At 58.0% G+C, this 21,456-nt stretch carries 22 protein-coding genes; 15 read left to right on the plus strand and 7 right to left on the minus strand.

Annotation, left to right across the window (positions count from 1 at the left end):
- Positions 1-21: 21 nt before the first annotated feature.
- The 5 genes from FIV05_RS22065 (at position 22) to FIV05_RS22085 (ending at position 4,628) form a co-directional block, all read left to right on the plus strand.
- A complete protein-coding gene (locus FIV05_RS22065; RefSeq protein ID WP_022999451.1) occupies positions 22-606 on the plus strand; it encodes a YceI family protein in 585 nt (194 codons plus the stop codon).
- 52 nt (positions 607-658) lie between these two features.
- Positions 659-1,243: a cytochrome b gene (locus FIV05_RS22070; protein ID WP_152510979.1), complete on the plus strand. Its 585-nt coding sequence runs from the start codon at positions 659-661 to the stop codon at positions 1,241-1,243.
- 23 nt (positions 1,244-1,266) lie between these two features.
- Positions 1,267-1,824, plus strand: coding sequence for a YceI family protein (locus FIV05_RS22075; RefSeq protein ID WP_152510980.1), 558 nt, complete (start codon positions 1,267-1,269; stop codon positions 1,822-1,824).
- A 151-nt stretch (positions 1,825-1,975) separates the two neighbouring features.
- The gene (locus FIV05_RS22080; protein ID WP_075283804.1) at positions 1,976-3,613 is read left to right on the plus strand and encodes a fumarate hydratase; all 1,638 of its coding nucleotides are present in this window, start codon (positions 1,976-1,978) and stop codon (positions 3,611-3,613) included.
- A gap of 421 nt (positions 3,614-4,034) precedes the next feature.
- The gene (locus FIV05_RS22085; protein ID WP_031268808.1) at positions 4,035-4,628 is read left to right on the plus strand and encodes a L,D-transpeptidase; all 594 of its coding nucleotides are present in this window, start codon (positions 4,035-4,037) and stop codon (positions 4,626-4,628) included.
- An 81-nt stretch (positions 4,629-4,709) separates the two neighbouring features.
- Here FIV05_RS22085 and FIV05_RS22090 read toward each other — a convergent pair whose 3' ends face one another.
- On the minus strand, positions 4,710-5,279 hold the full coding sequence (locus tag FIV05_RS22090) for a TetR family transcriptional regulator (protein ID WP_152510981.1): 570 nt from the start codon (positions 5,277-5,279) through the stop codon (positions 4,710-4,712).
- A 392-nt stretch (positions 5,280-5,671) separates the two neighbouring features.
- On the opposite strand from FIV05_RS22090, the gene FIV05_RS22095 reads away from it, so the two are divergent.
- Positions 5,672-6,142, plus strand: a complete 471-nt coding sequence (locus FIV05_RS22095) for a nuclear transport factor 2 family protein (protein ID WP_152510982.1) — start codon at positions 5,672-5,674, stop codon at positions 6,140-6,142.
- 116 nt (positions 6,143-6,258) lie between these two features.
- On the opposite strand, the gene FIV05_RS22100 is transcribed toward FIV05_RS22095, so the two are convergent.
- The 3 genes from FIV05_RS22100 to FIV05_RS22110 form a co-directional block, all read right to left on the minus strand.
- Positions 6,259-6,969, minus strand: a complete 711-nt coding sequence (locus tag FIV05_RS22100; RefSeq protein WP_152510983.1) for a DNA helicase — start codon at positions 6,967-6,969, stop codon at positions 6,259-6,261.
- 187 nt (positions 6,970-7,156) lie between these two features.
- Complete coding sequence (locus FIV05_RS22105; RefSeq protein ID WP_055656473.1) at positions 7,157-7,525, minus strand: DUF971 domain-containing protein; 369 nt, start codon at positions 7,523-7,525, stop codon at positions 7,157-7,159.
- Positions 7,526-7,600: 75 nt separating this feature from the next.
- On the minus strand, positions 7,601-9,037 hold the full coding sequence (locus FIV05_RS22110; RefSeq protein WP_152510984.1) for a deoxyribodipyrimidine photo-lyase: 1,437 nt from the start codon (positions 9,035-9,037) through the stop codon (positions 7,601-7,603).
- Between the two features lie 402 nt (positions 9,038-9,439).
- Here FIV05_RS22110 and moaA point away from each other — a divergent pair, with 402 nt between their 5' ends.
- Entirely contained in the window at positions 9,440-10,429 is a 990-nt protein-coding gene (gene moaA, locus FIV05_RS22115; RefSeq protein ID WP_031268810.1) for a GTP 3',8-cyclase MoaA, read from the plus strand.
- A 61-nt stretch (positions 10,430-10,490) separates the two neighbouring features.
- On the opposite strand, the gene FIV05_RS22120 is transcribed toward moaA, so the two are convergent.
- Entirely contained in the window at positions 10,491-11,729 is a 1,239-nt protein-coding gene (locus FIV05_RS22120) for a multidrug effflux MFS transporter (protein ID WP_152510985.1), read from the minus strand.
- 356 nt (positions 11,730-12,085) lie between these two features.
- A complete protein-coding gene (locus FIV05_RS22125) occupies positions 12,086-13,240 on the minus strand; it encodes an Mrp/NBP35 family ATP-binding protein (RefSeq protein ID WP_062488941.1) in 1,155 nt (384 codons plus the stop codon).
- Positions 13,241-13,594: 354 nt separating this feature from the next.
- On the opposite strand from FIV05_RS22125, the gene FIV05_RS22130 reads away from it, so the two are divergent.
- The 8 genes from FIV05_RS22130 (at position 13,595) to glp (ending at position 20,250) form a co-directional block, all read left to right on the plus strand.
- Positions 13,595-14,275: an SDR family oxidoreductase gene (locus FIV05_RS22130; RefSeq protein ID WP_152510986.1), complete on the plus strand. Its 681-nt coding sequence runs from the start codon at positions 13,595-13,597 to the stop codon at positions 14,273-14,275.
- 26 nt (positions 14,276-14,301) lie between these two features.
- Complete coding sequence (locus FIV05_RS22135) at positions 14,302-14,892, plus strand: GNAT family protein (protein WP_209009748.1); 591 nt, start codon at positions 14,302-14,304, stop codon at positions 14,890-14,892.
- A 204-nt stretch (positions 14,893-15,096) separates the two neighbouring features.
- Positions 15,097-15,555, plus strand: coding sequence for a BLUF domain-containing protein (locus tag FIV05_RS22140; RefSeq protein ID WP_152506763.1), 459 nt, complete (start codon positions 15,097-15,099; stop codon positions 15,553-15,555).
- Positions 15,556-15,692: 137 nt separating this feature from the next.
- Positions 15,693-16,862 (plus strand): benzoate/H(+) symporter BenE family transporter, encoded by a 1,170-nt coding sequence (locus FIV05_RS22145; RefSeq protein WP_152510988.1) that lies wholly within the window; start codon positions 15,693-15,695, stop codon positions 16,860-16,862.
- Positions 16,863-16,929: 67 nt separating this feature from the next.
- A complete protein-coding gene (gene fdhD, locus FIV05_RS22150; RefSeq protein WP_152510989.1) occupies positions 16,930-17,808 on the plus strand; it encodes a formate dehydrogenase accessory sulfurtransferase FdhD in 879 nt (292 codons plus the stop codon).
- Entirely contained in the window at positions 17,805-18,458 is a 654-nt protein-coding gene (mobA, locus tag FIV05_RS22155; protein WP_152510990.1) for a molybdenum cofactor guanylyltransferase MobA, read from the plus strand. Before fdhD ends, mobA begins: the two co-directional genes overlap by 4 nt.
- Positions 18,455-18,976: a molybdopterin-guanine dinucleotide biosynthesis protein B gene (mobB, locus tag FIV05_RS22160; protein WP_152510991.1), complete on the plus strand. Its 522-nt coding sequence runs from the start codon at positions 18,455-18,457 to the stop codon at positions 18,974-18,976. Before mobA ends, mobB begins: the two co-directional genes overlap by 4 nt.
- Entirely contained in the window at positions 18,973-20,250 is a 1,278-nt protein-coding gene (gene glp, locus FIV05_RS22165; RefSeq protein WP_152510992.1) for a gephyrin-like molybdotransferase Glp, read from the plus strand. The genes mobB and glp overlap by 4 nt, the downstream gene beginning before the upstream one ends.
- Positions 20,251-20,286: 36 nt before the next feature.
- Here the strand turns inward: glp and FIV05_RS22170 are convergent, their stop codons facing one another.
- Positions 20,287-21,282, minus strand: coding sequence for an MBL fold metallo-hydrolase (locus FIV05_RS22170; protein ID WP_152510993.1), 996 nt, complete (start codon positions 21,280-21,282; stop codon positions 20,287-20,289).
- Between the last annotated feature and the right edge of the window lie 174 nt (positions 21,283-21,456).

The raw sequence follows: 21,456 nt of genomic DNA on the forward strand, positions 1-21,456 counted from the left end.
TAACATCTATGAGGTTTGATCATGATCCGTCTCGCAGCTTCTGCGCTTGCCCTTTCCCTCGTCGCAGGCACCGCCCTTGCCGAACCGGTGGCCTACGACTTCGACAAGTCCCACGCCAACCTGGCTTTCTCCTATAACCACCTTGGCTACTCCACGACCGAAGGCCGTTTCGGCGAATGGGAAGGCACGCTGCTGATCGACAAGGACACACCTGCCAATTCCTCCATCGAATTCACGATCGACGTCGGCAGCCTCGACACGTTCTGGGCAGAGCGCAACGCGCACTTCCTGAGCGCGGACTTCTTTGACGCAGAAAAATTCCCGAAGGCGACCTTCAAGAGCACCAAGGTCGAAAAGACCGGTGACAACCAGCTGGAAGTGACCGGCGACCTGACCATCAAGGACATCACCAAGCCGGTGACCCTGACCGTTGATGTCACTGCACTTGGTGAGCACCCGATGGCGAAAAAGGAAGCTGCCGGTTTTGCCGTTTCCACAGTTCTGAAGCGTTCCGACTATGGAATGGACATGTATGTTCCCTATGTAGGTGACGACATTACCGTGACCTTCCATTCCGAAGCTCTGAAGTCCGACGCGACCAACTAAGTGAACACCCTCGGAGGCCGGACAGACCGGCCTCCGTTTTCCAGGAGCCGCCATGCTGCGAAACACTTCAACCGGGTATGGAAGGATCGCCATTGCGTTCCATTGGACGATGGCCGTCTTGATCATCGGCATGCTTGGCCTCGGCCTCTACATGCACCAGCTTCCGCCAACCGAACAGGCAACCTTTGAGCTCTATCAGTTGCACAAGTCGATCGGCTTTGTGGTGCTGACGCTTGCCGTGCTCCGTCTTGTCTGGCGCCTTCTCAATCCTTCGCCGAAACTGCCTGACAACATGCACCCGCTGGAAAAGGTCGGGGCGCATCTGGGACATGTCGGCCTATACGCGCTTCTGTTTGCTCTGCCACTGACCGGCTGGTTCATGGTGTCGGCTTCGCCGTGGGGCATTCCGACCATCCTGTTCAACACCTGGCCAGTGCCGCATCTGCCGGTTCCAGGTGTGCTTGGTTCGCAGGAACAGGCGGAAACCTTCTTCAAGCTGCTGCATGAATATGGGGCTTATCTGTTGATCGCGCTGATTGCCGTTCATGTCGCAGCAGCGCTGAAACACCACTTCATCGCCCGCGACACCACGTTGAAACGCATGATTTCAACCGCACCCGCCAAAGCCGATAGCTGACAACACGAACTGGAAATCCGCAGATGACATTGAAGCATTTTACATATGCCGTTGCAGTCCTGTCGGCGACGACCTTCACCGCACCGGCGTTTGCCGACACCTGGAAAGTCGATCCGGACAAGAGCAAGCTCGGCTTTGAAGTGAAACAGGGAGGCGGCACGCTGACTGGCGTCTTCGCGTCCTGGGAAGCAGACATCGATTTTGATCCTGCGACCCCTGAAACCGCCAAGATCAGCGCTGAAATCAAACCCATGAGCGCCACCACCGGCAATGCCCAGTTCGATGGCACCCTGCCTGGCAAGGACTGGTTCAACGCCGGGGACTTCCCGACGGCTGAATTCACGTCCGACACTGTCGAGCTTGTCGAAGGCAACAGCTACCGGGCACAGGGCACGCTCTCCATCAAGGGAATTTCCCAGCCGGTCGAGATGGATTTCACCCTGGACATCGCGGGCGACACCGCCACAGCAAAGGGGACGGCCATCGTCAACAGGCTCGACTATCAGCTTGGCAGCGGCGTCGGTACCGACACGGTCGGAGATATCGTCACCGTTACCCTGGATCTTACGGCGATCCGCTGACATCGCGTTCGGCAAACAAGCCTTCCGGCTCCGACCATTTGATCAGGCTGCGGCACTTGGCGTCCGCAGCCTTTTTGCCGTATGAGAACAGCACTCAACGTTCCAGCGTTTCCCGATGTGACGGGAAGCAGCCAGATCAGGAAAGCCTCCTATGAACGCTCCGCTCACACCTCCAGCTTATCAGCACAGCGCCCTTTTCCCTCAGGGAGAAGACAAGACCCCGTATCGGAAACTGACGTCGGACCACGTCAAGACAGCCGAGTTCAACGGCGAAGAGGTACTGGTTGTCGAAGCTGAAGGTCTACGCCTTCTTGCCGAAGAGGCTTTCAAGGACATCAACCATTTCCTGCGTCCAGGCCACCTGGAACAGCTGAAGAAGATCCTGGAAGATCCGGAAGCGACCGAGAACGACAAATTCGTTGCGTTTGACCTCCTGAAAAACGCGAACATCGCCTCCCACGGTGTTCTGCCGATGTGCCAGGACACGGGCACCGCAATCATCATGGGCAAGAAGGGTCGTCGGGTCTGGACCGACGGGTCGGACGAAGCGGCACTCGGCGAAGGTTCCCGGGACGCCTATTTCAAAAAGAACCTGCGGTATTCCCAGCTTGCGCCGATTTCCATGTTCGAGGAAAAAAACACGAGCAACAACATGCCGGCACAGATCGAGCTCTATGCCGAAGGTGAAGATGCCTACAAGTTCCTGTTCATGGCCAAGGGTGGCGGTTCGGCCAACAAGACCTTCCTGTTCCAGGGCACACCATCACTGCTGACGCATGACCGGCTGGTGGAATTCCTCAAGGAAAAGATCCTCACGCTCGGTACTGCTGCCTGCCCGCCCTATCACCTTGCCATCGTCATCGGCGGCACGTCTGCGGAAATGAACCTCAAGACAGCAAAACTGGCTTCGGCCCGCTATCTTGACGGCCTGCCGACGCAAGGGTCGGAACTCGGACATGCCTTCCGTGACCTTGAGCTGGAAGCCGAGATCCACAAACTGACCCAGGCAACCGGCGTCGGTGCCCAGTTCGGCGGCAAGTATTTCTGCCACGATGTGCGTGTCATCCGCCTGCCGCGTCACGGCGCGTCCTTGCCAATCGGCCTCGCCGTGTCCTGCTCTGCGGACCGGCAGGCCGTCGGCAAGATCACGAAAGACGGGATTTTCCTGGAACAGCTCGAGATGCACCCGGAAAAATACCTGCCGGAGGTCACCGACGACCACCTGTCCGACAATGTGGTCAAGGTCGACCTGACCCGGCCGATGTCCGAAATCCTGGGCGAACTTTCCAAACACCCGATCAAGACCCGGTTGTCGCTTTCCGGACCGCTGATCGTTGCCCGCGACCTTGCCCATTCCAAGCTGCGCGACCGGCTGGAAAGCGGCGAGCCCCTGCCCGACTATTTCAAGAACCATCCGATCTATTACGCTGGCCCGGCCAAGACACCGGAGGGAATGCCTTCAGGTTCGTTCGGTCCGACAACCGCAGGACGCATGGACGCTTACGTCGATCAGTTCCAGGCAGCTGGCGGTTCCATGGTCATGCTGGCCAAAGGCAACCGTTCCGCTCAGGTGCGCCGCGCCTGCCAGGCTCATGGCGGGTTTTATCTCGGCTCCATCGGCGGTCCGGCCGCTCGCCTTGCGCAGGATTGTATCAAAAAGGTGGAAGTGGTCGAGTTCGAGGAACTGGGCATGGAAGCCGTCTGGAGAATCGAAGTCGAGGATTTCCCGGCCTTTATCGTCATTGATGACAAGGGCAACGACTTCTTCAAGGAATTGAACCTCGGCTGAACGCCGCTTCAGTTGAAAACACCAGACCCGCGGTTTTTGCCGCGGGTTCTTTTTTGTCTGTCGACAGACCAACAACAGTAGCCACGCGCCGTTTTGGCGCGATTTGGATCGCGGTCATACGATTCGGAAACAGGCACAGAATCGCCCAATCCGGATCAAAGATAGCTGACGATTTATGCCAAGACGGGCAAATTCCACAATCTCAGCGAGCGAACGCGTCTTCGTCGCGTTTTTCACGAAAAATCCGTTGCAATTTCAGCACAGACCCAGGACATGGTCGGTGGTCACATCAACGTGAGATTTTCCCGAACGCCGTTTTGCGACATAATAATTAAGAGTGCGGCAAGGACATTTTCGTAACGTCACTTTGATTGAGAATCGCATCGTTGAGGCATGAGCCCGATGCTGATGGGGGATCGGAATGAAGAAACTTTTATTTGTAATGGTTGCGGTTCTGGCGGGCGCTTTTGCGCTGACCGCTCAGGCAGCTCCGCGATATGGCTACTTTGACCACAGCACCAACACCTGGGTCACTCCGAAATATCACCCGGGCGGCCCGTCCCCGGTCAAACGCAAGCGCGTGAAATATGATGGCCCGTACCCTGCAGGCACGATCGTCATCGATACCTCCGAGCGCCGTCTTTATCATGTCCTGCCTGGTGGCAAGGCCATGAAGTACGGCGTCGGCGTTGGCAAGGATGGCTTCCAGTGGGCCGGCACGCACCGCATCACCCGCAAGGCTGAATGGCCGAGCTGGACCCCGCCTGCACAGATGCGTGCTCGTGAACGTGCGAAAGGCCGTATCCTTCCGGCTTACATGCCGGGTGGACCGAACAACCCGATGGGTGCTCGCGCGATGTACATCGGCTCGACACTCTACCGCATTCACGGCACGACCGAGCCGTGGACCATCGGTTCGGCTGTCTCTTCCGGCTGTATCCGTCTGGCAAATGAAGACGTGATCCACCTCTACAACAGCGTGACTGTTGGTTCGAAGGTCATCGTGAAGCGCTAAACTGCGGCACCAATTATCAAGAAATAAAGCCGGGCCCTGCCCGGCTTTTTTTTGATGCTCACATCTAGATCCCAGACTTGATCAATTTTCCGGGATGTAGGCATCGATCAGCACCGCTGCCGCGTTCTTTGCCGCGCCTGACGGATCCGGGTCGAACCCCATCTGAGCGGCAACGATTGCCCCCTCCTTGAGAAGGAGGATCTGACGTGCCAGCAGATCCGCCTCGCGAGCCCCCGCCTTTTCCGCAAGGCTCTTGAGTGCCGACAGAAGCAGGCGCTTGTGTTCGGTGGACTGGGCATATGCAGGGTGTACTGGTTCCTGAAACTCAGCCGATGCCTTGATAAACATACATCCCTTGAAACCGGGTTCTTCGAACCACTCTTTCAGAATATCAAAAACTGCGAGCAGCTTTTGCCTTGGCGAAATATCGCGTTCATCCAGCCTGCGCAGGAACCAGTTCCGGAAAGTCTCGTCCCGGTATCTCAACACCGCCAGGATCAAATCATCCTTGGTTCTGAAATGCTTGAACATCGTCGTCTTGGAGATGCCTGTTTCAGCAACAAGCGTATCCATGCCGGTCGCATGGAAACCGTCTCTGTAAAAGACAGCCAGAGACTTGCGTACCAGTTCATCGCGTTTGCTTGGTCGCATGAGCTTCCTTTCTGTACTGACTTGTAAATAGTCAAACATCAGCGATCGTTCAAGATGCCCAAAATAGGTGCTGCCCAAATAGCTGAAACACGACCTCCTCACGTTTTAATGATCTCAAGCACGAAGTTAGCGCCTTGCTATCATGTACAGATCGGTACATATATAACTCGTAACTGAACAGAACGGTACACTTTTATCTGTTTAACACTGCGAGGCAAACCCATGTTCTCACCAAGACCTGCATATCCGCGCGGCTTCTACCTCTTCGGCGCACTTGTTGCCGGGGTACTTGTGATCACATCAGCCTTGACCCCGGCCCCCCAGCCGCTGGACGCCCGCCTTCATGCGGGGTTGGCCTCGTCTCCTCAAATTCAGACCCTGGAGCTTGCGCGATGACAGAACAGCGCCCCCCGCTGCCGCCTTTTACCCTTGAGACCGCCCGCCAGAAGGTGCGTGCTGCGGAAGACGGCTGGAACAGCCGGAACCCGGAGAAGGTCTCGCTAGCCTATACACCGGACACCATTTGGCGGAACCGGTCGGACTTTCCGGTTGGGCGGGAGCAAGTGGTGGAATTCCTCACCAGCAAATGGCAGAGGGAACAGGAGTACCGCCTGATCAAGGAACTGTGGACCTTTGCCGGCAACCGGATTGCTGTTCGCTTTGCCTACGAATGGCACGATGCGGCCGGCCAATGGTACCGCTCCTACGGCAACGAGAATTGGGAGTTCGCACCCAATGGACTGATGCATCGCCGATTTGCCAGCATCAATGATCTCGCCATTTCCGCGAATGATCGCAAGATGCACTGGCCTCAGGGCCCGCGCCTGGCAGACCATCCTGGCCTGAGTGAACTCGGACTTTAGCCAGCCACAACTCTAATTAGCCCGCGAAAACCCAGGACGTTTCAAGACGTGCAAGCAACCGGTGCCCTGCGTTCAGCAGGACACCGGCCGGTGATCCCAAAGACCGGAAGGGCAACTCAATGTCCGGACAGCATCATCTCGCCGTCGTGCAGGAAACAGCCCTTGTCGAAGTGCGATAAATCGACAGGATTGGTTGTGCGGATATCGGAGAACCCTGGCAGTGACCGGATCTCGGGATCAAAGCTTCTATGAACCTGCGACAGGAAGACAAGCGTGATACGCCGCTTGTTTGCAAATTGTCTCAGCTCCTCGATCTGCGCACCGAGCGGAGGTTGCGAGCGATGCTGATCCATGACCTGAAGATAATCGATGACGGCTATGGAGCCCGGCACAACATCAGCCAGCGTCTCTTCAATCTTCTCGGCGCAGACGTTGTCGGAAAGCCTAATCCGGAACGTTCCCGATTTTTCCGGATCGCGGTATCCGCTGGCGGAAAGCTTCATACGAACATCGCGATAAGAACATTCTGACGAGAAGAACACGGACGTTCTGCCGGCCTTGGCCGCTTCTGCAAGCAACTCAAGCCCCAGCACCGTTTTGCCGTGCCCTGGCCGTGCACCAAGGATGACCATGTCGCCTGGTTCAAGCGCTGACAAAAGCCTGACCGACGGTCCTTGGTCGCGTACAGCAGATGCGAGATGGCTCCAGCTTCTGAAACCTTCGCGAACAGCAATTTCGTCCAACGCCCGGCTCAACGCGATGGATTTGCTGCGGGCGAGTGTCCTGGCTTCACGCTTCAGGCGGAAAACGGGTGCAGTAAGTTTCATGGTGCGACCTCCAGATCGAGTGCATCAGCCGCTGTCCCTCCTTATGCGAACGCACGATCGTCTGGTTGCCAGTATGAAACGACCCTGCAGTTCGGCTGCTGCTCCTGATGGAGGGGGATGGCTTGGGTCGAGCCTCGCCCTTTATATCTGATTCCAGCTGGCTTCAGCCAGCTCGGCCTGCTCTCAATCAACGATCCCGTGTCAGGCCCTTGTCCGCCAGTTCCTGCAGGTAGACACCCCAGTGTGCTTCCGGATCTCTGCCTAGCTCGAGGAAATACGTCCAGGTAAAAATCCCAGAATTATGCATGTCGTCAAAATGGATACGGACAGCATAGTTGCCGACAGGTTCGATCTTCATGATCTCGACGTTGCGTTTGCCGGGCACGGTCTGCTTCTGGGATGGATTGTGGCCCTTCACTTCCGCCGAAGGTGAACACACCCGGAGATATTCAGCAGACAATTCGTGCCGTTCACCCGTGTTGAAAGCAACAGTCAGGCTCTTCTTGTCTTTCGATACGCGTAGTTCCGTCGGCCAGGGAGCAGTCGGGTCGGTCATCTCCGGGTCCTTTGATTCCACCCGGCACATGTCGCCGGGACTTGCGCGCGGACGATACCGGTAGCACCGGCACCGTCAAGCGGCGTCTTGTCCCGCCTGCTTCACCGCTTCATAACCGTCGAGCGCTGCCTTGCGTGCCTTGGCATGGTCGACCAGCGGTTTCGGATAGGTCTCGCCAAGCGCGATACCGGCCTTTTTCAGGGTTTCGGCCGGGGCATCAAATGGCGCAAAGAGATAGTGCGTGTCCAGATCGCGCAGCTCTGGAACCCATTTGCGGATGTACACACCTTCCGGATCAAATTTTTCTCCCTGGGTAATCGGGTTGAAGACCCGAAAATAAGGAGCAGCATCAGCACCTGATCCTGCAACCCACTGCCAGCTTGCTGAATTGTTGGCAAGGTCCGCATCCACCAGCGTGTCACGGAACCAGGCCTCGCCATGGTGCCAATGAATACGCAGATGCTTGATCAGGAAACTCGCCACGATCATGCGCACCCGGTTGTGCATGTATCCGGTTTGCCAGAGTTCGCGCATGCCGGCGTCGACAATCGGATATCCCGTTTGTCCTTTCTGCCACTTCTCCAACTCGTCGCCCGGCTCCTGCCAGGGATAGGCATCAAACGTTGAACGCCAGTTGTCCGACGGCAATTTCGGGAAATGGTAGAGCAAGTGGTACGCAAATTCCCGCCAGGCAATCTCGGACAGGAATTTCATACCGTCACCGGCAACCGACGATTTCCGGTCCATTACCTTCTGCGTTGCATGCCAGATCTGTCGGGGTGAGATTTCGCCGAAGTGGAGATGCGGTGACAAGCGCGACACGTTCGGCAGATCCGGGCGATTGCGCAATGTGCCATAGCCCTTCAAGCCTTCCTCGAAGAAGCCGTCCAGCCGCTCCGCAGCACCGGCTTCACCGGGCTGCCAGCAATCCTCCCATCCCTTTGCCCAGTTCGGTTTCGTGGGCAAGAGGTCAAAGCTCTCAAGCGTTTCACCGCCATCGTAGTCCGCAAATTCCAGCTTCTCCGGTGCTGGCAAGGCGTCATCGATGGTCTTTTGCTGAGCAGCCTTCCAGAACGGCGAATACACCTTGAACGGGCCGCCGGATTTTGTCTCCAGTTCCCAGGGTTCGAACAAGAGGGACGCCTTGAAGCTTTTGACCTCAAACCCGTCTTCTTTCAGCACCTTCTTGAGATCGGTGTCCCGCTCGATTGCATGTGGTTCGTAGCATCGATTCCAGAAGACAGCCTCGGCCCCGACTTCCTTTGCGAGCTGTGGGATCAGGTGTCTCGCGCTCCCCTGCAGGAAGGTCAGACCTGGCAGATCCGCCTTCAATGACGCCAGACTGTGATGCAGCCACCAGAGGCTTGCCCCGCCAAGCGGGTGCGTATCACCGGCCTGCTCTGCTGGCTCAAGGATGAAAACCGGAAGGACACGTCCATTGCGGGCCGCCTCGAACAGGGCCGGATTGTCCTTGATGCGCAAATCCTGTCGAAACCAAACAAGTGTTGTCATGCTGCTCCTGCCGCTTGCTACAGCTCAGATACGCCGCAAAACACAATCGGATCAATGGTGTGCCGGATTTATTGGCTCCAATTCCGGGCGAGCGGCCAGTAAGGTGCCGCTCGCTGCATTGTGACCGGGCCATGCACTCGTCAGTGGGCGTTTCGATGCGGGCTCCCGGTCGCGCAGGCGAGCGAATTCCGGCATCTTTCCAATTGATTTGACAAGAGTACACTCACAAGTTTACCTGATGCCGTAAACCGGACATTTGCAGTCCGGTTTCAATTGATCTTGCCCGCATCGACGCCATATGATCTGGATAAGATAAAAATCGAGGGAGAGCGAAACGTGACAGACGGCAAGATTGTGGTCCCGGCACAAGCGGCAATCGGAAAAGCGGAATCACATGGTCCGATGATCGACCCGTTCGGCCGCGCCGTCACCTACCTTCGCGTCTCCGTGACCGATCGTTGCGATTTCCGTTGCGTGTATTGCATGGCGGAAGACATGACCTTCCTGCCCAAACGCGAAGTGCTCAGCCTTGAAGAGCTCGACCGCCTGTGCACTGCCTTCATCGAAAAAGGCGTCCGTAAACTGCGCCTGACCGGCGGTGAGCCGCTGGTCCGCAAGAATATCATGAGCCTTATCCGCAGCCTCGGCCGGCATCTGGACAGTGGCGCTCTGGAAGAGTTGACCCTGACCACCAACGGCTCGCAGCTCGCCCGCTACGCGCAGGAACTTTACGATTGCGGCGTGCGCCGGATCAATGTGTCGATCGATACGCTCGATCCGCAGAAATTCAAGGCAGTCACCCGCTGGGGCGACCTTGGCAAGGTCATGGACGGAATCCGCGCAGCGACTGCCGCTGGCCTCCAGATCAAGATCAATATGGTTGCTCTCAAGGACGTCAACGAGCATGAGATCGTGACAATGCTTGAGTGGTGTCATGAGCACGGTCATGACCTGACCCTGATCGAGACCATGCCTCTTGGCGAGATCGACGGCGACCGCACGGACCAGTATCTGCCACTTTCGACCGTGCGTGCACGCCTGGGCGAGCAGTTCACATTGACGGACATCCCCTACAAGACCGGCGGACCCGCCCGGTATGTGACCATCGAGGAAACCGGTGGTCGTCTCGGCTTCATCACGCCGATGACGCATAACTTCTGTGAAAGCTGCAACCGGGTGCGCGTCACCTGCACCGGCCAGCTATACATGTGCCTTGGACAGGAAGACATGTCGGATCTTCGCGCGCCTCTGCGCGCTTCGGAAGGCAACGACCTTCTGAACGATGCGATTGATGAGGCCATCGGACGGAAGCCAAAAGGGCATGATTTCGTGATCGACCGGAACCGCAACCAGCCTGCAGTTTCCCGGCACATGAGCGTCACCGGCGGTTAAACAGCCAAAACTTCAGTTACCCAGGCAGCGGCAAGTTCAGCGACCTTGAAAACCGGCAAAACTATTCTGCCGGAACGAGGTCGGCGCGCGTGGTGTAGAACCTGATGCAGACGGTCGCGATCAGGCTGCACCCGATGCCCAGTCCCATCATCAGGATCATGCCCCAGGGCGACGAGGCCAGCAGGCCATCGGCATAAAGCGAGGCGACGATGGATCCGGCCAGTGCGCCCATGGCGACCTGAAGTGACGCCGTGAGGCCGGAAGCAGCTCCCGTCAACTCAGGCCGCACACTGACAGCACCGGACAATGCACTTGGCAGGCAGACCCCATTGCCGAGACCAAGAAGGAACATCGGCAGGAAGAGGCTGGGTGCGCTCAACGCTCCGAAATAGGCAAACCCGGAGATAATTGCCACGCAGACAACGCCGATGAGAGTGCCGGACAGTATCATCGGAAACAGGCCAACTCGTTCGGCAAACCGGCCGGAGATGAAGTTTCCTGCGATATAACCGAGCGCCACGAACATGAAGTAGAACCCCATTTCCTGCGCACTCAGGGACAGGAGATCGGCGGCGATAAAGGGAGCCCCTCCCAGATAGGCGAAGTAGGCAAGCGCGTTGGACGCCGCTGTCAGACTGTAGCTCCAGTAGAGCGGCTCACGGCAGAGGGTTGCGTAGGACTTCAGGATCTGCCGCCCCCCGGCCGCTTTTCGGTTCAGGTGCGTTTCAGGCAAAAGCGCAATGCTTGCCCACAGAACCGCTACACCGAACATCAGCAGCAGCACAAACCCGCCCTGCCAGCCATAATATTGATCCAGAATTCCGCCGATTGCGGGTGCCACTGTCGGCATCACTGCCATGCCCATGGTGACATAGCCGATCATGCTGGCCGCCTGCTTGGGGCTGTAGAGATCACGCAGGATCGCACGGCCAAGAACCATTCCCGTACAGCCACCGGCTGCCTGAAGAACCCGGGCGGCGATCAAGGCTTCAATTGTTTGTGCGAACAGACAGAACACGCTGCCGATTACGAACAAAGCCATGCCGAGAATGATTACCGGCCGGCGGCCGAACTGATCCGACAAGGGCCCCCAGAACAACTGGGAAACCGCAACCGCGATGAAATAAGCGGACATCGACAGCTGGATCTCCCCCGCGGTTGCGGAAAAGACCACCATCATCCCTGCCAGGGACGGCAGGTATATCTGCATGGCGAGCGGGCTGACCGATGAAATCGCTACAAGCACCGCCAGGGATGGTTTGGCATCGGTGCTGGAAGTCTGAGTTCGGCTGGTGAGCATGCCCGGGTAGGAACCTTTTGGTTTTCACCCTCGCGGGCGATATATTCATGTTCGAATATATATTGGCCGCGTGATCCGGACGTGAAAACCTGAATTGTTACAGGCCCACCATCGAAAGACGGCGGAAACCGCTAATGTTTCCCCTCATTGGCTTTGAAATTGTTTCAACTTTTCAAGCTTGACCGGAGCCTTCGCAACGGGTGGAAATTGCTGCATTTCACGGATAAATCCGCGATCAACACCGCCAGTCCTGCAGCCAGGTAAACCCGGACGAAAAAAGGCCACAGCTCTCGCCGTGGCCAAAACTTGTCTCGTCGCCTAATCAGGAATTACTCAGGGATCGACCCTGCCCTGTATCAATCGAAGACGATGTTGGGGGCGGCTCGTGTGGGTTCCGCGCTCTCCCGATCAATGCTGTCGAGTACCTTGGCAGCAATGTCCTTGTAGATGCCTGCGACCGAGCCTTCTGGATCAGACACCACGACCGGTGTTCCGGCATCGGAGGTTTCACGGATCTTCATCGTCAAGGGAACTTCGCCCAGGAACGGAACGTTCAGCCGGTCCGCTTCCGCGCGCGCTCCACCATGGCCGAAGATATCATGGCGACCACCGCAATCGGGGCACAGGAAGTAGCTCATGTTCTCAACGATCCCCAGCACGGGAACATCGACACGTTTGAACATGTTGAGACCCTTGCGGGCATCGATCAGGGCAAGGTCCTGCGGTGTCGACACGATCACGGCTCCGGCCAGCGGCACTTGCTGAGCCATGGTGAGCTGGGCGTCGCCGGTTCCCGGTGGCATGTCGACCACAAGAACGTCAAGTTCGCCCCAGGCCACTTCGCGCAGCATCTGGGTAAGCGCGGAAATCACCATCGGTCCACGCCAGATCATTGGCGTTTCCTCTTCCACCATGAAGCCCATGGACATCACCTTGATGCCGTAGCCTTCCATTGGCTTGAGCATCCTGCCCGACAAAGCTTCCGGCCTGCCGGAAACGTTGAACAGCCGCGGCACCGAGGGCCCGTAGATATCAGCATCCAGGACGCCGACTTTCTTGCCGAGGGACGCCATCGCCAACGCAAGGTTCGCCGTGGTGGTGGATTTACCAACACCGCCCTTGCCGGACGCAACCGCGACAATGTGCTTGATGCCCGGCACACCCGGTTTTGCGGGAGCCTGCTCTTCCGCAGGTCGTCGAGGCTGCTGGGGGGCTGGTTTGGGAGCTGATTGTGGCGCCGCATTGCGAGCGCCACCCGCCGCACGTTCGGCAGTCAGCGCGACCATCACGGTTTCGACGCCATCCACTTCCTTGACCACCTTTTCAGCAGCCTGGCGCAGGGGCTCAAGCTCCTGTGCGCGTTCTGCGGGGACGGTGATGGAAAAAACAACACGGCCATCGGACACAAACACGTCCGAGACAAGGCCCAACGAGACGATATCGCCTTCAAGGTCCGGTCCCTTGATCTGCCTCAGTCGTTCCATGACTGCGCTTTTTATGGTGTCGGTCATCTTTCGGTCCTGTTTCGTACACCGGCCACTGTGTTCAACCGGCTATTTCCGGTGCGAACTCTAGTTCGCCGCTCCATTCAGGCAACCTGCCAAAATGAAGCACGGCGCGTTCCGGTTTCAGACCGCGAGTCATAGAAGGGGTGAGAATCCGACACAAGCCCTGCACAGTTGAAAGCTGCAAGCTTCAGAAGCCTTCATTGTTAGCGAAGGTGCCATGGTTGCTGCTGGATCTCCCGATTGTTACCCCTCCTCAAAGGGAGACAATGTTTTCGTTGAACAGCCAGACGGCCCGGTTAATTTGTTACGGCCCTACACAGCGTCCTTCCCAAGACATTCCAGCTTCAGGAATTTGACATGCCAACCTGCCTCATCACCGCAGCCAATCGCGGGATCGGTTATGAACTTGCCCGCGCCGCACTGGACAGTGGTTGGACCGTTTACGGCTCCGTCCGCACGCAGCAGTCCGCTGACGAGACAGCGGAACGGCTCGGCAAAGATTTTCATCCGCTGGTTTTCGACGTGAGAGACCATGCCGCCGTTCGCGCGGTCGCCCGCGACCTCGACACCCCGCTGAACCTTTTGATCAACAACGCGGGCATCATCACTCCGGAACGTCAAAGCGCACTGGATATGGATTTCGAGGGTTTTGCCGATACCCTGGCTGTCAACACCCTTGCACCTTTGGCGGTCTCGCAAGCTTTCCTGCCCCATTTGCGCCGGTCGGGATCCGGTCGAATCCTGACCATCTCCAGCCAGATGGCCTGGATGGGATACCGGAAGTCGGACACCCTCGCCTACCGAGCCTCCAAGGCGGCAGTAAACAAGGTCATGCAGGGGCTGGCGACCGATCTGGAACCGGAAGGCATTCCGGTCGCGCTGATAGATCCGGGCTGGGTGCGTACAGACATGGGTGGCCAGCTGGCAGACAATGACCCGGTGGATGTGGCGCGGGGCATTTTGAAGATTGCCGGTTCCCTGTCTGTTACCGATACCGGAAAGTTCTTCAAATGGAGCGGTGAAGAGCGCCCGTTCTGACCTGCCAATTCGACTGGAGACACATGATGGCCTGGCCTCTCCCCGTAACCCTGAAGGGCGGTACCGGCACACTTGCGCCCTTGAGCCTATCCCACGCCGCTGACCTGGCTGAAGCTGCCGCCGACGGCGAACTGTGGAAGCTTTGGTACACCAGCGTCCCGAAACCGGATGCCGTTCGGGTGGAAATTGAAAGGCGGCTGTCGCTTCAGGAAGCCGGCTCGATGCTTCCGTTCGCCGTGTTGACACCAACTGGCAAGGCCGTCGGCATGACCACCTATATGAATATCGATGCGGCCAACAAGCGCGTCGAAATCGGTTCGACCTGGTATCGCAAGGCGGTGCAGCGCACTCGCCTCAACACGGAATGCAAACGCATGCTGCTGGCACATGCATTTGAGGAACTGGACTGCATCGCGGTCGAATTCCGGACGCACTTCATGAATCGCCAAAGCCGCGCCGCCATCGAAAGACTAGGCGCCAAACTGGATGGTGTTCTGCGATCCCACCAGCGCTCGCCCAACGGAGCGCTCAGGGATACGGCGGTTTATTCGATTCTTCCTCACGAGTGGCCTGCCGTAAGAGCCAGTCTGGATTTCAAGCTCGAAGCTGGTGCCTGACCTCCTTATCCACACAAAGATGTGCGCACGTTGTTTTGCACAGTTTTCTTGTTCTGTTCACCGGGCTGCAAAGCACACTTTTGCGGAGGACTTGGCAACGCTTCGGTAACATGAAAAGCTCTTCTTCGTATTTGATTCAAATTTTAAGCAAATGTGAGGAATTGAAGCGCAGGCTGGTTTCATCGGCAAAAGGATGGACACGCCATGGAACTTTACCGCGCCTGCTACCGAAGCAAGATCAACTGGGGCAAGATGCGTCTGCCTCTGCCCGACGAAATCGACAAGACGTTGCTGCGTATTCGGCGGATCAACAGAAAGGCCGGCGTAACCGGTGCGCTTCTGCTGGTCGATCAGCACATCATCCAGGTTCTGGAAGGCCTGACCGGCCCGGTGCTTGATACCGTCTATTGCGTGATGAACGATCCGCGTCTTGAAGCCATCGAGGGCATCATTCACGAACCGGCGGATTTCCGGCTGTTCCCGAATTCACTGATGTTCTTCCGGGATCTGACCGATGGCCTGGCCGCTTCCAAGCACGACGTGCTGCGCCCCCTGCTTGACCATCCTGCCGACGTAACGCGGGAAGAAGCCTACCGGGCGTTCGGACATTTCGCGCAGGAACTTCAGGAAGGCCGCCTGACCAACGACATGTTGATGATCTGAGCCACTCCGGGTTTTCTGCCGCGGAGCCCCAGCTCATCTCATGTTTCGCAAAATTATCCGGTTCGTGGCCGCAAGGTCCTAGTCCGATTGCCAGGCATGCCGATATTGTGCGCCCTTGTTAACTGGGGGATTGCATCATGTCAGGCAGGTTCGCCGGCCTTCAGCCGGCATCAGCCGGCTTTCTTGCCGCCATTGTCGGCTTTGCAAGTTCATTCGCTATCGTCATTCAAGGGCTGACAGCAGCCGGCGCTTCCCCAGCCGAAGCAACCAGCGGCCTGATGGCGCTATCCATTTCCATGGGCCTTTGCGCGATCGTTGCCTCGCTCGCCACGAAGATCCCCGTTAGCATCGCGTGGTCGACACCCGGTGCCGCGCTCCTTGCGACAGCAGGCCCGCTCGAAGGAGGCTTTTCGGCAGCCGTTGGTGCTTTTCTGGTCTGTGGCGCGCTTATCGTACTTGCGGGCCTGATCAAGCCTTTCGGACGGGCGGTCGCGGCCATTCCGGCACCACTTGCCAACGCGATGCTGGCAGGGGTCCTGTTCGGACTGTGCCTTGCGCCGGTGAGAGCTGTCGCAGAACTGCCTTTCAGCGCGCTAGCCATCATTGCCGTCTGGGCGATCGCCCTGCGCTTTGTCAGGCTCTTCGCGGTTCCCCTTGCCATGGTCATGACATTCGCGATCGGCCTTTCGGGCAGCGGCCCGATCGACCTGAGCAACGTCCAGCCGATCACCGAACCAGTCTGGATCACGCCTTCGTTTTCCCTGGAAGCATTGATCAGTATCGCGTTGCCACTCTTCATCGTGACGATGGCGTCCCAGAACATCCCGGGGGTCGCCGTGCTGTCCGCCTATGGCTACCGCCCCAAAAGTGGACCGCTTTTCACTCTGTCTGGCGTCTTCAGTATGCTGTCCGCCCCATTCGGCGGACATGCGGTCAACCTTGCCGCCATCACGGCTGCAATGTGCGCGGGTGAAGATTCGCACAAGGATCCGGCAAAGCGCTACTGGGCGGCAGTGACCGCAGGTGCGGTCTACGTCCTGTTCGGCCTATTTGCAGGGCTGGTGATGGCCTTTGTCGCTGCCACGCCGACTATCCTGATCGAAGCCGTTGCGGGATTGGCCCTGCTGGGGGCTTTTGCCTTTTCCATCAGCGAAGCCACAAAGGCTCCCGCGGACAGGGACAGTGCCATCATTACCTTCATGGTGACGGCTTCCGGGGTTAGTTTCCTGGGTGTTTCGGGTGCATTCTGGGGGCTGCTGGCCGGCGGTGCCTTCATGGCACTTTCGCGAACCAAAACGGCAAAGTAACACCTTGCCCCGCGGCAATCGCGTCCCATAGTGTTGAGACAATCGAAGCAAATGGAGTCGTTTGCCTGTGTCAGGCTCATATGTGCTGCAACCCGACCCGGAAGATTCGCGTCTTTCGACATCCGTAACCGGTATCGATCAGGACGGACAACCGGTCGAAACGCGTGTCGTGACGGAAAAGCCTCTGACCCTCTACCTGAATTCTCAGGAAGTGGTCACCATGATGACCATTGGCGATCATCCGAACCTTCTCGCCGTCGGTTATCTGAAAAACCAGAACATGCTGGCCGAAGACGATGTCATCACCGGTATCGACCATGACGACGATCTGGATGTTGTGGTGGTTCGCACCGAGCGTGAGACCAATTTCGAGGAAAAGCTGAAGAAGAAGGTGCGCACCTCCGGCTGCGCCCAGGGCACTGTTTTCGGCGATGTCATGGACAGCTTCGATACCGTTCAACTCGCTGAGGACGCCCGTCTCAACACTTCCTGGCTCTATGCGCTGACCAAAACCATCAACACAACGCCTTCCCTCTATCTCGAGGCGGGGGCGATCCATGGCTGTGTTCTGTGCCAGCACGACCGTGCGCTGGTCTACATGGAAGATGTCGGTCGCCACAATGCGGTCGACAAGATCGCAGGCTGGATGGTCCTGAACAACATCCCCGCGCACGACAAGATCTTCTATACCACTGGCAGACTGACCTCCGAAATGGTCATCAAGACCGTGATGATGGGCATTCCGATCCTCGTGTCACGCTCGGGGTTTACCGCGTGGGGCGTCGAACTCGCACGCAAAGCCGGCCTTACGCTGATCGGCCGCGCACGCGGCAAGCGGTTCGTTGCCCTGTCTGGTCACGACAGGATCGTGTTCGACATGTCCGCAAGCGACGTGGAAGACGAGCCGGATACGGCCCGCCGAAAAGGGAGCGTCCCGGCAGAATGACCAGACACAAGAAGTCCCTTGAGAGCAACAAGGTGCTTGGCTGCGTACTTGCCGGCGGCCAATCCCGCAGAATGGGCGGCGGTGACAAGAGCCTGATGGATCTTGGCGGCAAGACGATGCTTGATATGATCCTCGCCCGCCTGAAACCACAGCTGCACGACATAATCCTGAACGCCAATGGTGACCCAGACCGGTTTGCGCGCTTTCAGCTGCCTGTTGCCGCAGATCCGGTAGGCGACTTCGCAGGGCCGCTGGCAGGTGTCCTTGCCGGCATGACTTATGCTCACAACGAGCGACCGGATATCAGCCATGTGATTTCGGTGGCCGGTGACACGCCGTTTTTCCCTACCAGCCTTGTCAGCCGGTTCTGTGCTGCAGTCCCCGGTGACAGACCGGTCATTGCCCTCGCCTCCTCTGAGGACAAGCTCCACCCTGTCTTCGGCCTGTGGCCTGTCAGCCTGAAAGCGGATCTCGAGGACTGGCTGCAATCCGGCAAGACAGGCAAGGTGCTTGCCTTTGTCGACTGTTACGACAGTGTCGAAGTCGCCTTCGATGCGGATCCTGACAGCGGGTTGGACCCCTTCTTCAATGCCAACAAACCTGATGACCTTTCGACTGTCAGAGACGCGCTGAGCTTACATTCCAGATGACCACCCCCCCTGTATTCGGCATCACCGGCTGGAAGAATTCCGGCAAGACACAACTCGTGGCGAGCCTCGTGGCCGAGTTCACCGCGCGGGGCCTGAAGGTTTCGACCGTAAAGCATGCTCATCACGGCTTCGATATCGACAAGCCGGGAACAGACAGTTTCCGGCACCGCGAAGCAGGTGCAGTGGAAGTTGCACTGGTGTCCGGACGCCGTTGGGCCTTGATGCATGAACTGAAAGAGGAAGACGAGCCGCCGCTGGAAGACGTTCTGGAGCGGCTTGCTCCTTGCGACCTGATCCTGATCGAAGGCTACAAGAGCGAACCCCATCCGAAGATCGAGGCACGCAGAACCGAGGCAAGCGAACGCGGCCCCCTTGCCGTTTCCGATCCGAATATTCTGGCCATCGCAACCGATCACGATTTACCGGACGAGGTGTTGCCGGTATTTCATCTGGATGACATTGCCGCCATGGCGAATTTCATCGAGACTCATCTCGGGCTGAAAAGGCCGACAACATGACCGGTAAACAGCTTCTGGATGACTGCTTCCTGCACGACAAGGACCGCTTGCGCCACCACGAGGCGCTGGAGATCCTGAAACAGCGGCTGCATTGCATTGCCGAGACCGAAACCGTGCCCCTGCAGGATGTCGCCGAACGCATCCTTGCAGATACGGTGACCGCTCCCCGCAATGTACCACTGGCCGACAATTCGGCCGTTGACGGTTACGCCTTCCGCAACGCCGATTTCGAGGAAGCCGGAGGGTTCTTCCGTCTGGAACAGAGGATAGCTGCAGGGCACGCGAGCAACGCCGATCTTGGCCCATGGGCTGCAGCCCGGATCTTTACTGGCGCGGTGATGCCACCCGGTGCGGATACGGTCGCCATGCAGGAAGATTGTGAAACGCACCAGCAGGATGGGCAGGACTTCGTGATTGTGCCGCAAGGCCTGAAAACGGGTGCCAACCGCCGCAAGGCGGGAGAAGACGTGGCGGAGGGAACGACGCTGCTGAGCCCCGGTCAGCGCTTGCGCCCGCAAGATATCGCGGCAATCGCGTCCACCGGACAGGCAGACGTTTCCGTTTACCGGAAACTGAAGGTGGCCCTTGTGTCGACAGGCGACGAGCTACGTCGGCCTGGCGACCTCATCACGCTCGGAGACGTTTACGATTCCAACCACTTTCTGCTGCGCAGCCTGTGCGCAACGCTGCCTGTCGAAATCGATGACCTGGGCATTCTGAAAGATGACGCCGACGCACTTGAAGAGGTGCTTTCGACGGCCGCAGCCAGCCATGACGTGATCCTGACCACCGGCGGGGCAAGCCGCGGCGAGGAAGATCACATGCTCAAGGTTCTGGACAAGATCGGAAAACGCCACATGTGGCAGCTTGCGATCAAGCCTGGCCGCCCGATGATGTTCGGAAATATCGGATCCTGCGTTGTCCTCGGACTGCCGGGAAACCCGGTTGCCGCGATGGTCTGTTTTCTGCTTTACGCACGGCCGGTCTTCAGCGTTCTTGGCGGCGGCGCCTTTCTGGAACCGCAGGCCTTTCAGGTTCCGGCAGCCTTCGAAGTTCCCAAGAAAAAGCCGGACCGCCGAGAATTCTACCGTGCCTATCTGAAGCCTCGTCCAGACGGATCACTTGCAGCGCATAAATTCCAGCGCGACGGATCCGGCCTGATCACTGGCCTGCGCGAGGCCGACGGTCTTATCGAAATACCTGAAGACGTGACCTCGATCCGCAAGGGTGAGCTGGTGTCCTTCCTGCCCTTCTCCGGGTTCGGACTGCGCTGACCCGGCAGCGTTGCCGGGCCAGCGAGAGGTTCTTTGTTAGTAGGCGTAGGGCCAGTTGGCCGGGACGAAGCGATAACCCTCGCCGTCCTTCGCAACGCGGCCCATGCCGGGGAACGGAATATGCGCGCCTGCAAAGAACAACTTGTCGGCGGCAGCCTGGTCCAGGAATGTCTTGCGCGTCGACACTGCCTGCCCTGGATCAATGTCGAACCCGATACCCCAGTCCGGCCGGTTGAACTGATAGACGGCCATATGGACGATATCGCCCGCAATCACGAGGGTTTCGCCGTTGCTGTCGAACAGATAGCCGGTATGCCCCGGCGTGTGCCCCGGAAGAGCCATCGGCCGGATGCCGGACAGAATTTCCTTGTCGCCGGAAATCAGGGTCTGGCTGTCCTTGTAGGCATCGGCAGCCTTGCGTGCACCGAGGAAGAACGGTTTGAACTGCTCGGGAGCGCCATTCATTGCCGCATCATCGAACCAGAAGGCCTTGTCCACCTCCGGGAGGATCAGTTCCGCATTCTTGAACACCTTGTTACCGTCACCATCGATCACGCCGAAGAGGTGGTCCGGATGCATGTGGGTGATCAACAGCGCGTCCACCTGATCGGGCGATACACCTGCGGCTGCCAAGGCATCCGGCAGACGCCCCATGGTCGGGCCCAGAGCATCCGAAGTGCCAGCATCGACAAGGATCAGCCGGTCACCGGTGTTGACGAAGTAGGCATTGACGGGAATACGCAACGCCTCACCTTCAACCATGGCTGCATCTCTCAGGCGCTGCCCTTCTGATGCGTCGTAGCCGATCACCAGTTCCGGCGTGACATCGAGATACCCGTCGAGCAAGGCGGTGATTTCAAGATCGCCGACCTTGTAGCGGAGTGCGCCTGCCATCGGCTTTCCGGCCTGATCGACAGCGGCCTCTGCGGGTGCGGAAAGAAAAGTGACACCACCGGCAGCGGCGAGCGCCCCTGCCCCGGCAGCCGCACCGAGCAGCGAACGTCTGGAAACGGAAATCTGTGAAGTGGTCATAATTGGCCTCCCGGCTCGACCTGATGGAAAACTTTGACGCTCGAACCGTTGGACCGGTCCGGCAGCCCTAAAAGTGTTTCATTGGCTTTGTTTTTAAAGCGGCCAATATCTTATATTACTCATAATCCGTGCTTATGTATGAGGTCGCTCCTCACTCGCTCTCCAACCGGTACC

This window comes from Labrenzia sp. THAF191a, from assembly GCF_009363335.1.
In the GTDB taxonomy this organism is placed as follows: Bacteria; Pseudomonadota; Alphaproteobacteria; order Rhizobiales; family Stappiaceae; genus Roseibium; species Roseibium algicola.

Excerpts from the sequence above, each read along its gene's own strand:
- FIV05_RS22100 (WP_152510983.1), bottom strand. The coding sequence starts at position 6,969 with ATGAAACTTACTGCACCCGTTTTCCGCCTGAAGCGTGAAGCCAGGACA.
- FIV05_RS22080 (WP_075283804.1), top strand. The coding sequence starts at position 1,976 with ATGAACGCTCCGCTCACACCTCCAGCTTATCAGCACAGCGCCCTTTTC.
- FIV05_RS22075 (WP_152510980.1), top strand. The coding sequence starts at position 1,267 with ATGACATTGAAGCATTTTACATATGCCGTTGCAGTCCTGTCGGCGACG.
- FIV05_RS22095 (WP_152510982.1), top strand. The coding sequence starts at position 5,672 with ATGACAGAACAGCGCCCCCCGCTGCCGCCTTTTACCCTTGAGACCGCC.
- FIV05_RS22105 (WP_055656473.1), bottom strand. The coding sequence starts at position 7,525 with ATGACCGACCCGACTGCTCCCTGGCCGACGGAACTACGCGTATCGAAA.
- moaA (WP_031268810.1), top strand. The coding sequence starts at position 9,440 with ATGATCGACCCGTTCGGCCGCGCCGTCACCTACCTTCGCGTCTCCGTG.
- FIV05_RS22130 (WP_152510986.1), top strand. The coding sequence starts at position 13,595 with ATGCCAACCTGCCTCATCACCGCAGCCAATCGCGGGATCGGTTATGAA.
- mobA (WP_152510990.1), top strand. The coding sequence starts at position 17,805 with ATGACCAGACACAAGAAGTCCCTTGAGAGCAACAAGGTGCTTGGCTGC.
- FIV05_RS22085 (WP_031268808.1), top strand. The coding sequence starts at position 4,035 with ATGAAGAAACTTTTATTTGTAATGGTTGCGGTTCTGGCGGGCGCTTTT.
- FIV05_RS22170 (WP_152510993.1), bottom strand. The coding sequence starts at position 21,282 with ATGACCACTTCACAGATTTCCGTTTCCAGACGTTCGCTGCTCGGTGCG.
- FIV05_RS22140 (WP_152506763.1), top strand. The coding sequence starts at position 15,097 with ATGGAACTTTACCGCGCCTGCTACCGAAGCAAGATCAACTGGGGCAAG.
- FIV05_RS22120 (WP_152510985.1), bottom strand. The coding sequence starts at position 11,729 with ATGCTCACCAGCCGAACTCAGACTTCCAGCACCGATGCCAAACCATCC.
- mobB (WP_152510991.1), top strand. The coding sequence starts at position 18,455 with ATGACCACCCCCCCTGTATTCGGCATCACCGGCTGGAAGAATTCCGGC.
- glp (WP_152510992.1), top strand. The coding sequence starts at position 18,973 with ATGACCGGTAAACAGCTTCTGGATGACTGCTTCCTGCACGACAAGGAC.
- FIV05_RS22065 (WP_022999451.1), top strand. The coding sequence starts at position 22 with ATGATCCGTCTCGCAGCTTCTGCGCTTGCCCTTTCCCTCGTCGCAGGC.
- FIV05_RS22070 (WP_152510979.1), top strand. The coding sequence starts at position 659 with ATGCTGCGAAACACTTCAACCGGGTATGGAAGGATCGCCATTGCGTTC.
- FIV05_RS22135 (WP_209009748.1), top strand. The coding sequence starts at position 14,302 with ATGGCCTGGCCTCTCCCCGTAACCCTGAAGGGCGGTACCGGCACACTT.
- FIV05_RS22090 (WP_152510981.1), bottom strand. The coding sequence starts at position 5,279 with ATGCGACCAAGCAAACGCGATGAACTGGTACGCAAGTCTCTGGCTGTC.
- FIV05_RS22125 (WP_062488941.1), bottom strand. The coding sequence starts at position 13,240 with ATGACCGACACCATAAAAAGCGCAGTCATGGAACGACTGAGGCAGATC.
- FIV05_RS22145 (WP_152510988.1), top strand. The coding sequence starts at position 15,693 with ATGTCAGGCAGGTTCGCCGGCCTTCAGCCGGCATCAGCCGGCTTTCTT.
- FIV05_RS22110 (WP_152510984.1), bottom strand. The coding sequence starts at position 9,037 with ATGACAACACTTGTTTGGTTTCGACAGGATTTGCGCATCAAGGACAAT.